Source organism: Sorangium sp. So ce117, from assembly GCF_051524395.1.
Classification (GTDB): Bacteria; Myxococcota_A; Polyangia; order Polyangiales; family Polyangiaceae; genus Sorangium; species Sorangium cellulosum_B.
Genome location: NZ_CP150309.1, coordinates 2,038,935 through 2,051,085, shown reverse-complemented (window position 1 = coordinate 2,051,085; position 12,151 = coordinate 2,038,935). Strand labels below are relative to the sequence as shown.

Genomic DNA, 12,151 nt, shown 5'->3' with positions numbered 1-12,151 from the left:
GCTATTCCGCTGCGTCCGGCCTCGCCGCGGCGGCCCCGCGGGGACGGCGGCCGCGCTTGCCTTCCCCAGGTTCCCCCGGCGCGCCGCGCGCCGCGCGCGGCTTGCCCTTGCTGACGCCGACCCGCCGCACGAACGACAGGAACTGCCGGAGCGTGGGGGAGGCGTCGTCGGCGCGCCACGCGACGAGCAGATCGGTCGACGGCGCGCCCACGATCGGCCGCAGCGCGAGCCCCTTGCGACCGACATTCTTGATGGATTCCGGCAGGATAGAGACGCCGAAGCCCGCCGCCACAAGGCTCAGGATGTCGAGGTGCAGCGCCTCCTGCGCGATGCGCGGGGAGAAGCCCGCCGCGCGGCAGAGCCCCATCACCAGGTCGAAGAAGGCCGACCCGCGCTGGCGCGGGAACACGACGAACGGCTCGCGCGACAGGAGCTCGAGCGGGATGCGCTTCCGCGCGGCGAGCGGGTGGTCGGCCGGCAGGGCGACGAGGAGCGGCTCGCGCCGGACGCACTCGGACGCGAGCCGGGCGTCGTGGAGCGGCGCCCTCACGAAGCCGACGTCGATGCGCCCGTCCTTCAGCGCCTCGATCTGCTCCTGCGGCGGCATCTCGCGGAGCGCGAGCTCCACCGCGGGGAGCTCCCCGCGAAAGGTGCGGACCAGCTCGGTGATGCCGCTGTAGGCGAGCGACGACAGGTACCCGACGACGAGGCGCCCGGTCTCGCCAACGCTCGCGCGCCGGGCCTCGTGCACCGCGAGCTCGAGCGCGTCGAAGACCCGCCGGACATGGGCGAGGAGCACCGCGCCCGCGGGCGTCAGCTCGACGCGCCGCCGCGAGCGATCGAAGAGCGAGAACCCGAGCTCGGACTCGAGATCCTGGATCTGCCGGCTCAGCGGCGGCTGGGCGATGCCGAGCCGCTGCGCCGCGCGGCCGAAGTGCCGCTCCTCGGCGACGGCCGTGAAGTACCGGAGGTGGCGTAGATCCATACCTTGAAGGTATCGTGTGATACGAAAGAATAGATTGGACGAACGTCAAGGGCACCCTAAATGCGGAGCCTGCCCTCAGGCGCCACCCCCGGCCGGGGCGCTCCGGAGGGGGACGGGAATTGGCCCATGTGGCTCGTCCGGATCGCGCTTCAACGCACGTACACGTTCATCGTGATGTCGATGCTGATCGTCATCCTGGGCGTGTTCACCGTCGCCCGGATGCCGACGGACATCTTCCCGGACATCGACATCCCGGTCCTGTCCGTAATTTTCAACTACGGCGGCCTCCCCCCCGAGGAGATGGAGAAGCGCATCGTCAACAACTACGAGCGCTTCCTCACCACGACCGTCAACGACATCGATCATATCGAGAGCCAGTCGCTCACCGGCATCTCGATCATCAAGATCTTCCTTCAGCCCGGCGCCAGCATCGAGGCCGCGACGGCGCAGGTCACGGCGATCTCGCAGACCGCCATCCGCCAGATGCCGCCCGGGATCAGCCCGCCGCTCATCATCCGTTACAGCGCCTCGAACGTGCCGATTCTACAGGCCGCGCTGGAGAGCGAGTCGCTGAGCGAGCAGCAGCTCTTCGACTACGCGGTCAACTTCATCCGCGCCGACATCGCCACGATCCGGGGAACGCAGATCCCGTTCCCTTACGGCGGGAAGCAGCGCCAGATCATGGTCGACATCGACCCGCAGCGCCTCTTCGCCTGGGGGCTGTCGCCGCGCGACGTGAACGCGGCGCTCGGGCTGCAGAACGTCATCCTGCCCTCCGGCACGGCGAAGATGGGGGAGAACGAGTACCCCGTCATCCTGAACAGCAGCCCCGCGGCCTTCGAGGAGCTCGGGAAGCTGCCGCTCAGGACGGTGAACGGCAGGACCATCACCCTCCGCGACGTCGCGAGCGTGCGCGACGGGAGCGCGCCGCAGACGAACATGGTGCACGTGGAGGGCAAGCGCAGCGTGCTCCTGAGCATCCTCAAGAACGGGAGCGCGAGCACGCTCGACGTCGCCTCGCGCATCCACGCGATGCTGCCGGCCACGCTCGAGAAGCTCCCGAAGGAGCTCAAGGTCTCGCTGCTCTTCGATCAGTCGGTGTTCGTCCGCGCCGCGGTCTCCGGGGTCGTGCACGAGGCGCTGATCGCCGCGGGGCTCACGGCGCTCATGATCGTGCTGTTCCTCGGGAGCTGGCGCAGCACGCTCATCGTCGTCCTCAGCATCCCGCTCTCGATCCTCGTCTCGATCATCGCGCTGAACGCCCTCGGCCACACGCTCAACGTGATGACGCTCGGCGGGATGGCGCTCGCCGTCGGCATCCTCGTCGACGACGCGACCGTGGCCATCGAGAACATCCACAGGAACCTCGGGCAGCGGAAGCCGTTCCTCCGCGCCATCGTCGACGGGGCGCAGGAGATCGCCGTCCCGGCGCTCGTCTCCACGCTCTGCATCTGCATCGTCTTCGTGCCGGTCGCCTTCATCACCGGCGCCGCGCGGTCGCTCTTCGTGCCGATGGCCATGGCGGTCGTCTTCGCCATGCTCACGTCGTACTTCCTGTCGCGGACGCTCGTCCCGACGCTCGTGCGCCTCCTGCTCGAGCGCGAGGCGGCGGAGCACGCGCACGGCCACGCCGCTCCAAAGGGCCTCTTCGGGCGCGTCTTCGCCGCGTTCAACCGCGCCTTCGACCGGCTGCGGGCGGCGTACGGCGGGTGGCTCGCCTGGGCGCTCGCGCACCGCGCCCTGTTCGTCGGGGCGTTCCTTGCGCTCGTCGCCGCCTCGGTCGCGCTGATCCCGCTCCTCGGCCGCGACTTCTTCCCGACCGTCGACGCGGGGCTCATCAAGCTCCACGTGCGCGGCCCGCCGGGCACCCGCCTCGAGGAGAGCGAGCGGCGCTTCGCCCGCATCCAGGAGACCATCCGCGGGGCGCTCCCGCCGGGCGAGATCCGCACGATGCTCGACAGCATCGGCATCCCGGCGAGCGGCATCAACCTGTCGCTCAGCGAGGGCGCGCAGATCTCGTCGGCCGACGGGCAGATCTTCATCGCGCTCGCGGAGCACCACAGGCCCACCGCGGACCACGTCCGGACGCTCCGCGCGAGGCTCAACGCGGCGTACCCCGACACGACGTTCTTCTTCCTCGCCCCCGACATCTCGACGCAGGTGCTGAACTTCGGCCTCGCGGCGCCCATCAACGTCCAGGTGGTCGGCCCGATCGGCAAGGAGGACGATACCTACGCCGTCGCGCTGAAGATCGCCGATCGCATGGAGAAGATCCCCGGCGCCGTCGACGTCCACCTCGCGCAGGTGCCGGCGAGGCCGCAGCTCCGCATCGACGTCGACCGCACCATGGCCGACCAGCTGGGGCTCAGCCAGCGCGACGTGGCGAGCGACGTGCTCGTCTCGCTCTCGTCGAGCGGGCAGACGTCGCCGACCTACTGGCTGGACAAGCGCGGCGTGCAGTACCTCGTCGCCGTGCAGACGCCCCAGTACGCGATGGGGTCCATCGACGACGTGAACGCCACGCCGCTGTCGACAGGCGACGGCCGCCCCCAGCTCCTGTCCAACGTCGCGTCGATGTCGCGCGCGACCGGGCCGGCGAACATCACCCATTACAACGTCGCGAGGACCTTCGACGTCCAGGCGAACGTCGACGGCACCGACCTCGGCTCGGTCGCGGGCGCCGTCGCGCGTGTCGTGGACGAGCTCAGGCCCGAGCTGCCGCGCGGGACGAAGGTGACCATCAAGGGGCAGGCCGAGAGCATGGACACCTCGTTCACGGGGCTCGGCTACGGGCTCCTCTTCGCGGTCGTGCTCGTCTACCTGCTGATGGTCGTGAACTTCCAGTCGTGGCTCGACCCGCTCATCATCCTGATGGCGCTGCCGGGCGCGGTGGCGGGCATCGCGTGGGTGCTGTTCGTGACGCACACGACGCTGAGCGTGCCCGCGCTCATGGGCTCGATCATGTGCGTCGGCGTCGCCACGGCGAACAGCATCCTCGTGGTGACGTTCGCGAACGACCAGCGCAAGCTGGGCCGCGACGCGGGCACCGCGGCCCTCGCCGCGGGGATGACGCGCCTCAGGCCGGTGCTCATGACGGCGCTCGCGATGATCTTCGGCATGCTGCCCATGTCGCTCGGCCTGGGCGAGGGCGGCGAGCAGAACGCCCCGCTCGGGCGCGCGGTCATCGGCGGTCTCCTCGTGGCGACGCTGAGCACGCTCTTCTTCGTGCCCGTGATGTACAGCCTCCTCCGGAACAAGGCCCCGGCCAGAGACCTGCTCGCAGAGGACCTATGAGCTCCCCCGCCCGCCGCTCCGCTGCCCCCCCGACCACCGCTCCCCCGCCTCCGGGCAGCCCCGCCGACGACCTCGGGTTCGATCTGCCGCCGCCCGCCGTGCTGACGAGGACCCGCGGCCTCGCCCTCGGCGTGGGCCTCGTCGTCGTGCTCGGGGCGGCGTTCGCCGCGGCCTACCTGCCCCGCCGCAGCGCCCGCGCCGCGCTCGAGCAGGGCGCCCGGGCCGCCGAGGGCGCGGCCCCGCGCGTGGGGGTCGTCGCGCCGCAGCCGGTGTCGAGCGACCGGGCGCTCGTCCTGCCCGGCAGCATCCAGCCCCTCGCGGAGACGGTCGTCTACCCGCGCGTGAGCGGCTACGTGCGGAGGTGGACCGCGGACATCGGCGACAAGGTCGATGAGGGGCAGATCCTCGCCGAGATCGACACGCCCGAGCTCGATCAGGAGCTCGCGCAGGCCCGCGCGCAGCTCGTGCAGGCGAGCGCCGGCCTCGTGCAGGCCGAGGCCAACCGCGACCTGTCGAGGTCGAGCGTGAAGCGCTACGAGCAGCTCGTCCCCGCGGGCGTGGCGCCGCAGGAGGAGCTCGAGCAGCGGCAGGGGCAGGCGCACGTCGCCGAGGCGAGCGTCACCGTGGCGCGCGCGGCGATCACCGCGCAGCAGGCGAACGTCCAGCGCATCCTGGATCAGAAGAAGTTCGCGAAGGTCGCCGCGCCGTTCGCGGGGACGGTCACCTCGCGCACGACCGAGCGCGGGGCGCTGGTCACGGCGGGCAACGGGACGCCGCTCTTCACCGTCGCGGCGACCGACCCCGTGCGCGTCTTCGTGGGCGTCCCGCAGGACGTGGCGCCCAGCGTGCGGGTCGACGCGCCGGCGAAGGTCACGGTGCGCGAGTTCGCGGGGCAGCCGTTCCAGGGCACGATCGCGCGCACGGCCGGCGCGCTCGACCCGGCGACCCGGACGATGAACACGGAGGTGCGGGTGCCGAACCCCGACGGCCGCCTCCTCACGGGCATGTACGCGGAGGTCGCGCTGACCTTGCCCACGCCGCACCGCGTGCTCGAGATCCCGGCGACGGCGCTCTACAACGACGCCAAGGGGCTGCGCGTGGCCGTCATCGACCCCGGGAGCAGGATCCGCTTCGCGCCGATCGTCGTCGAGCGCGACACGGGCGCGACGATCCAGGTGTCGACCGGGCTCGACGGGAGCGAGCGGGTCGTGAAGCTCGCGAGCGCGGAGCTGACCGAGGGGATGGCGGTCGAGATCCTCCCTGAAGGGCCGCCGCCCCCGCCTCCGGGCGGGCCGAACCGTTGAAGTAAGCCTCGATCGCGTCGAGCTCCTGCGTGAGCAGCGCCCTGGAGAACGCCGGGTGGTGGGGGACTTACCCCACCTTGCCGGGATGATGGGGTCGGCAAGACGCCATAAGACGCCGCAAGACGCCATAAGACGCCATAAGACGCCAAGATTCGGACGTCACGCTGTGACAATGTCACGATGTCACGCCGTGACAACGTCACGATGTCACGCTCCGCGAGCGTGCCTTCGTGCGGCGCGGCAGCGCGCCGAGCCTCTCCCCTCCTCCTCGCGAGCGGCGCGGCGCCAGGCGGAGGCGGCGCCCGGCGCCGCGCTACAGGGGGCGTCATGAGCCTCGCAAGTGGCTGATATAAAACGCGTTTCCGCGGACTGCGGGCGGCGCCACGGCCGCTCCCGACGGGCGCCCGGCCGTCGTCGCGGCCACCACGGCGCGCGCGCCGCGCGGGGTGCGCTGCTCGCCGGAGCGCCGTGCGGCCCGCTGGCACGAAGGGTGGATAAGCCCCTGGCGGGGCGCGGGCGAAGAGGCGCTCCGAGACCGCAGCCGATGATCCCGACGGCCCTTCGCCCCGCCCCGCGCTGCGCCGAGGCTGCAGCACCATTCAAGGAAGGAATCGCGAACATGAGAGCCAGTAGCTTGATCTTCTGTGGAGCCGCGGCCGCCGCCTTCGTCGGCATGGCGCCGTCGGCTCACGCCCAGCACACGTACCCTCTGGCGCCAACGGGGTACGAACACCTCCGCCCTGGCACGCCGAGCTCGGCGAGCATGGCCAGCAACATCCTCAACCAGGCCGTCGATGAGCTGGAGGAGGCGGTCGATGACGGGGATATCAAGGGCGCTGTCCTCCTGGTCGCCCGAAGGGGCAAGATCGTGCTCCATACCGCCGTGGGGACGAAAGACGGCCTGAACGAGGACAATCCGAGCATGCCATCGGCGCCCATGCCGCTCGACGGGATCTTCGATCTCGAGTCCATGACCAAGCCGTTCACCGTCTTCCTCGCGATGAGGATGCAGGAGTCCGGGAATTACCCGGGCTTCAACATCGACAACACGGTCGCGACGTATTTCCCGGAGTTCGCCGTCTCCTCGGTCAACAACAAGCACCTCGTCACGATCAAGGATCTGATGAGCTACGTGTCGGGGGAGGATGTCGACTACTCCGACGACAGCAACCCGAACGGCCTCTTCGACGACGCCGACCCCTGGCACTCGATGCTCGTGGCGCCGCTGGCCCTCCCGCGGAGGACGCAGGTCCTCTACAGCGATCTCGGCTTTCGGATCCTGGGCCACGTGCTGGAGACGGTCGGGGGCGAATCGCTCCAGGACCTGATGCAGACGTACATCTTCACCCCGCTGAACATGACGGACACCGGCTTTCAGCCGTCGCTCAACATGCCGGAGAAGCAGGGCCGCTTCGTCGGCACGGCGTGGTCCGAGATCCGCGAGCGTTACCTCCGGGGCGAGGTGCAGGACGAGACCGACTACTTCCTCGAAGGGGACGGCCCGGACCCCGCGGAGCACCTCACCGGGTGCGATGGGCTGTTCTCGACGGCGATGGATCTGGCGAAGTTCTCCCAGATGATGTTGAACCGGGGCATCCACCGCCGCCCGTGCAACCCCAACGTTCAGTTCTCCTTGATGTGCGAGACGCCCCTCCTCTCTGCCCAGAAAGTGCTCGACATGACCACGATCCGGACAGGCACGCTCCATCTCCAGAGGCCGGCCTGGACGTACGCCGAGAATCTGTTCTACTCGCGCAAGGGGTACGGCTGGGAGATGTGGGACGGGGGCTCGTGGCCCGGCGGGGAGGCGACCTCGAGCGTCGCCTACAGCAAGACGGGCGGCGCCGGGACGCTCATGGTGATCGATCCTGAGCCGAACCGCGAGATATTCGCGATCCTGCTCACGAACCACGGGCTGCCGAACTTCGACATCACCGTCGATTCGACGGGTAAGCTGGTGTGGCCGAGCTTCAACCTGATGATCAATGAGATCCGGGCCCTCGAGACCATGAACAAGGTCTTCGGTTCCATCGAATGGTGACCCGGCCCGCGGCGACGACGGCCGACACGCGCTCCCCCTCTGCCGGCGACGCCCAGGCTGGTCCAGCACTTCACCGCTGACCCGTCCTCGTCGCGGCCCCGGCGCTCGATGATGCGCTGCGAGCGGGCCACCACCTCCTCGCGCGGCGCGCTCCGGGCCCATTCGACGGCGCGCGCCGCGCGTGGCGGAGAGGCCATGCATTCACCTTCGAGGGGCAAGAACGTTTGCCAGGTGGGGCAAGAACGTTTGCCCTTATCGCGTCTCTGACCGTGCGGTACCACCTCCGTACCAGGTCACGGTCGTCGTACGAGCTCCGCAAGGCAACCACCCCGCCGGAGCGACAGACACCGAAAGCATGAATGGAGGCGGAACATGACACACGACATCAAGAGCGCACAAGGCACACTCCTCGAAGGCCAGGACGGCTGCACCGCGGCCCGACCCGAAGAGGACCGGCGAGCTCGGTCGAGCGGGAAGGGCCGGAGGTTTCTCACGAAGCTCAGCGGGATGATCGCGGTCCTCGCCTCCATGGCGCTCGCGGGCTGCATCGCGCAGGAGGGCGATGAGGCCCTGAGCGACGAGGACCTGAGCGAGGAGACCGTGGAAGAGGCGGAGCAGGCGCTCCAGATCGGCCTCACGTCGGTGACCTGCAACAGCGGCTGGCCTGGTACGCGGGGCTGCTTCAAGAAGATCACGAGCGCGACGAACATCGTCGCCGGCACGATCACCGTGCAGGTCGATGGCCACAACGGCGCTGTCGGGTTCAGCGCGTCCCAGACCGGGCCCAAAACCATCGAGTTCTCGGCGAGCATCCGCGAGGGTGACGCGTTCAACCCGGGGGCGAACACGACCAAGTTCCTCGTGGCGTGGATGCGCCAGTAACAGCGGGACGAGGACCCGACCCTCGTCGGCCGCGCGGCGCAGCTTTGCCGCGCAGGGCCAACCGGGGTCGGGCCTCCCCGACCCCGGGACGGACGTGCACGGATCAGGGGACGGAGCGGCCGACCGTCTCGGCCTTCGTCCACATCTGCGCGAAGCCTTCGGCTCCGCCGTAGAGCCGGTCGATGAGCTGCTCTCCGCCCGGAAGCGCCTCGACGTGCTTGAGGAAATCCGGGAAGAGCCCGATGTGAACGACCCCCTCCTCGTTGTAATCCCACGAGCGGCTCCCCATCCGGGCCCTGGGGAAGCTAACGTAATCGACGCACGCCGTGGCCGCCGGATCGACGCACCGGTACACGATCTCCATGGCCTGCGTACAGAACGCGCGCGTCGCGGCCTGGACGCCGGCGCGGCTGTATTCGTCGGGAGTCGGCGCCTTGTAAGAGCAGGACGTCCTGTCATTGCAGGCGCGGCCGACGAGGCCCGTCAGGTTTCCGCTGGTCTGGATGTCGAGGCAGCCGATGCGCGCGGAGCGCACGTCGATCTCGCCCCCTGTGCACCGGAGCTGCGCGGGCGGGTGGTTCCAGGCGTCGCCTGGCACCGTCACCACCTGGTCCCGGGGCGCCTGGCACTCGGGAGAGCGCGGCATGACGACCATCCCGTTGATGTCCGAGCCGAGGGTGATCTGAAGCGCCTTGCCGCCTGACGTGATCGCCGCCACGGCGGCCGCGTTCCGCAGGAAGGCCCGCGCGTCGGAGTCGCCGAAGCCGACGCCCGCGAGCCCGCCGCGCGCGGCGAGCTCCGTGTACTGGGCGCTGGTCCGGCCGTTCTCGTTGCCGCTCGAGCCGCGGAGCCCGTTGTGCCCCGAGACGAGCGGATACGCGCCGCCGGGCGTCGTCCGGGTGAACGCGAGCACGTCGCTCACCATCCGCTGCGACATGTGATCGATGTCGATGACCATCCCGAGCCTCATCATCTCGTTGAGGGCGACGCGGCCCATGGGCAGGAGCCCCAGCCGGTTCTTGTGGCCTTCCCCCGGCTGGCAGCTCGGGAGCGGGATGTGACCGCCGGCGTCGCCGAGCTTCATCAGCTTGAAGAGGTCGTTCCCCGACTGGATCTGCTTCGTGATGCCCTCTCCGCGGGAGCACTCGAGATCCCACCATTTCCCCGTCTGGAAGCGGTTGGCGCGCGCTACCTCGTCCTCGTAAGCGGCGGTGCCGCCGAAGAGGTTGTCGGTGAGGTGGACCGGGAACACGTAGCGCACGCCGAGGACGTGGAGGCGCTTGATCTCGGCGCGGATCTGGGCCTCCGTGGGCGACGCTCTGTTCCACACGAAGTTGCCGATATCGTCCAGCTCGACACCGACGATCACCGCGAGCTTGTTCTTCTCCACGATGCGCCGGAGATCGGCGGATGAACGCGCGATCTCCATCCACGTATCGTGCTTGCCGACGAAGCGGACGAGCTCTTCGATCTGGAGATTGCCCGACGCCCTGTCGTCGATGGGCGGGTTTGCCTCGACGCCGTGGGCGAGCGTGCGGCTGTTGACGGCCAGCGCGACCATCACCCGGAGGCCACCGTCCTTCGCGCGGCGGATCCAGTCGACCCACATCTGCTGGTGCAGGATATCGTTGTGCGCCGGGAAGTGCGCGAACGTCGGATAACCCACGGGGCGCTCGACCTCGAACGAGCGGATGCCGTGGGATTTCGCCATTTCCCCGAGCACGAGCTGGCGGACGTGATTCCCGCATTTGTTCGTGAGAAAATCGTGACCCCGGTGGGTGCTGTAGCTGGTCCCCAGCGCCTCCGCGATGCTGGCGGCGCGCCGCGCCGACGCATTGCACGTGGCGCCTGACACGCCTTGACCGCTGGGGTCGTAGATGGTCCCCGGCGCCATGAGCACGTCGACGTCGGGAGCGCCGTGGAGCACGTGCCCGCCGAAGCCGAGGTGCGCCATCGGGTGGGTGTGGAGATCGGCGAACCCGCGCAGCGGCCGGCCGGGAGCGTTCAGCGCGGAATCGAAGATCGGCGAGCGCCGCGCCTGCGCGCTCACGGGGCTGGAGGCCGCGAACGTCACCGCGGCCGCGGCGATCGCAATCCAGGTCGGAGCCAACGCAGGACCTGTCATCGGGCTGGTTTTCTTCATGCCGGGTCATCCTTCCGAGGTGTGCGAGCGACGGAGCCCATGCGAGTCCCCACTTCGCCACCGAGGCGTACCGCGCGGCCAGCGGCGCGATGAGGGCAAATCTTCTTGCCGCCCTGTCCGCGCGCCGTGCGCTCCGTCGTCACACAGGCGCTTCGAGAAGCTCGATCGTGACCTTGGCGCCGCCTTCCGGGAGATTGGCGCGCAGGACGAGCCCACCGCTCGATTCCACCATGCCGGCCACGAAGCCGAGCCCCTGTCCGGACCCGCCCGGCTTCGGGCTCGGCGTGTCGTGGAACCCGGGGCCGTCGTCCTTCACCTCGATGGCCACCCGCCCGCCGCCCAGCGGGCGCGCGTCCAGCGTCACGCTGGACGCCCCGCGCTCGCCCGTCCCCTCGCACGCGTTGACGAGGAGGTTGAGGAGCACTCGCTCCAGCACGTCGTGCCCCCCCGCGAACAGGACCGCTGTGCGCTCCGCGCGATCCGTGACGTCGACCTTCACCGCCTGGTAGCGCCGCCGGACGACCCGGAGCGCGCCGCGGGTCGCCTCGCCGATCTCGGCGGGGGCCGTCGCGCGCAGCGCGTCGAGCTCGCGCATCGTCCGATCGCGCATGTGCCCCATGGTCGACGCGACATCCTCGATGCTCTCGCGGAGCTGCTCCAGCTTCCGCAACATGCGCTCGGCGCTCGCGGACTCGACCCGGAGGAGCTCGCGCCGGAGGAGATCGGTGTCGATGAGGGCGGCCGAGAGCGAGGTCTTCACGTCGTGGTGCTCGTGCAGCATGACGCTCAGGTTCCGCTGCGCGCGCTCGGCGCGCAGCGTGGAGCGCGCCCCGAGCTCGACGACGCGGACCGTGCGCATCGTGGCGAGGAGCGCCGCGCTGGCCGCCGTCAGGAGCAGGAGGAAGAAAAGCGACGCCGGCGCCCAGAAGGCGTCGTGTTGGCCGCCGTTCAGCGCGCGGTCGAGCGCGATGAGCACGAGCGCGGAGAGCGCGTTCGCCGCCGTCGCGAGGAGCACCGCCCGGCGGACGAGCCGGAACGCGCTCACGGACACCGTGATGAGGAGCGCGGCCATATCGGGCAGGTGCAAGATTCCCGGGTAGCCGTCCCAGGGCCAGAGCACGTTCGGCAGCAGCGCCAGAAAGCACAGGAGCGCGTCGAGGCCGACCGAGACGAGGATCAGGTGAGGAGGGGCATCGCTCCTCCGGCTCCGCCACCACACGTACAGCGAGGCGGCAACCGCGCCGAGGAGCAGCGGAACCTCGATGAGCGAGCGCGCGTGAGAGCCTGACGGCGTCAATCCCCCGACGGCGAGGAACCGCGCGAGGAGGGCCGCGCAGAAGACGCTCCGCGCGATCGAGGCGGTGCGCTCACCCCGCAGCGCCTCGCGCGTGATGAGGGCGTCGAGCTGAGCGCCACTTGACAGCGCCGACACGGCCGACACGGCCGACAACGCCGGGAGGCTGGCCAGCTCCGCTCTCTTGAGTCTATGCGCCCCCATGAAC

Annotated in this window: 7 protein-coding genes; 4 read left to right on the top strand and 3 right to left on the bottom strand. The window is 69.9% G+C overall.

Features of this window, described 5'->3' with window-relative positions; translation table 11 throughout:
• Window position 1 precedes the first annotated feature (1 nt).
• Window positions 2-985: a LysR substrate-binding domain-containing protein gene (locus WMF46_RS07735; protein ID WP_437985026.1), complete on the bottom strand. Its 984-nt coding sequence runs from the start codon at window positions 983-985 to the stop codon at window positions 2-4.
• Window positions 986-1,111: 126 nt separating this feature from the next.
• Between WMF46_RS07735 and WMF46_RS07730 the strand changes: the two genes are divergently transcribed.
• The 4 genes from WMF46_RS07730 to WMF46_RS07715 all read left to right on the top strand — a co-directional run bounded on the left by WMF46_RS07730 (window position 1,112) and on the right by WMF46_RS07715 (window position 8,506).
• The gene (locus tag WMF46_RS07730; RefSeq protein ID WP_437985025.1) at window positions 1,112-4,279 is read left to right on the top strand and encodes an efflux RND transporter permease subunit; all 3,168 of its coding nucleotides are present in this window, start codon (window positions 1,112-1,114) and stop codon (window positions 4,277-4,279) included.
• Complete coding sequence (locus WMF46_RS07725) at window positions 4,276-5,583, top strand: efflux RND transporter periplasmic adaptor subunit (RefSeq protein WP_437985024.1); 1,308 nt, start codon at window positions 4,276-4,278, stop codon at window positions 5,581-5,583. Before WMF46_RS07730 ends, WMF46_RS07725 begins: the two co-directional genes overlap by 4 nt.
• A 619-nt stretch (window positions 5,584-6,202) precedes the next feature.
• The gene (locus WMF46_RS07720; RefSeq protein WP_437985023.1) at window positions 6,203-7,624 is read left to right on the top strand and encodes a serine hydrolase domain-containing protein; all 1,422 of its coding nucleotides are present in this window, start codon (window positions 6,203-6,205) and stop codon (window positions 7,622-7,624) included.
• A 372-nt stretch (window positions 7,625-7,996) separates the two neighbouring features.
• Complete coding sequence (locus WMF46_RS07715; protein WP_437985022.1) at window positions 7,997-8,506, top strand: hypothetical protein; 510 nt, start codon at window positions 7,997-7,999, stop codon at window positions 8,504-8,506.
• Window positions 8,507-8,609: 103 nt separating this feature from the next.
• On the opposite strand, the gene WMF46_RS07710 is transcribed toward WMF46_RS07715, so the two are convergent.
• Together WMF46_RS07710 and WMF46_RS07705 are read right to left on the bottom strand one after the other, a co-directional pair.
• Entirely contained in the window at window positions 8,610-10,649 is a 2,040-nt protein-coding gene (locus tag WMF46_RS07710; RefSeq protein WP_437985021.1) for a membrane dipeptidase, read from the bottom strand.
• 139 nt (window positions 10,650-10,788) lie between these two features.
• Window positions 10,789-12,147, bottom strand: a complete 1,359-nt coding sequence (locus WMF46_RS07705) for an ATP-binding protein (RefSeq protein ID WP_437985020.1) — start codon at window positions 12,145-12,147, stop codon at window positions 10,789-10,791.
• Window positions 12,148-12,151 lie beyond the last annotated feature (4 nt).

Bases quoted from the DNA above. Each gene is read 5' to 3' on its own strand.
- WMF46_RS07725 (WP_437985024.1), top strand. From the start codon at position 4,276: ATGAGCTCCCCCGCCCGCCGCTCCGCTGCCCCCCCGACCACCGCTCCC.
- WMF46_RS07730 (WP_437985025.1), top strand. From the start codon at position 1,112: ATGTGGCTCGTCCGGATCGCGCTTCAACGCACGTACACGTTCATCGTG.
- WMF46_RS07720 (WP_437985023.1), top strand. From the start codon at position 6,203: ATGAGAGCCAGTAGCTTGATCTTCTGTGGAGCCGCGGCCGCCGCCTTC.
- WMF46_RS07710 (WP_437985021.1), bottom strand. From the start codon at position 10,649: ATGAAGAAAACCAGCCCGATGACAGGTCCTGCGTTGGCTCCGACCTGG.
- WMF46_RS07715 (WP_437985022.1), top strand. From the start codon at position 7,997: ATGACACACGACATCAAGAGCGCACAAGGCACACTCCTCGAAGGCCAG.
- WMF46_RS07735 (WP_437985026.1), bottom strand. From the start codon at position 985: ATGGATCTACGCCACCTCCGGTACTTCACGGCCGTCGCCGAGGAGCGG.
- WMF46_RS07705 (WP_437985020.1), bottom strand. From the start codon at position 12,147: ATGGGGGCGCATAGACTCAAGAGAGCGGAGCTGGCCAGCCTCCCGGCG.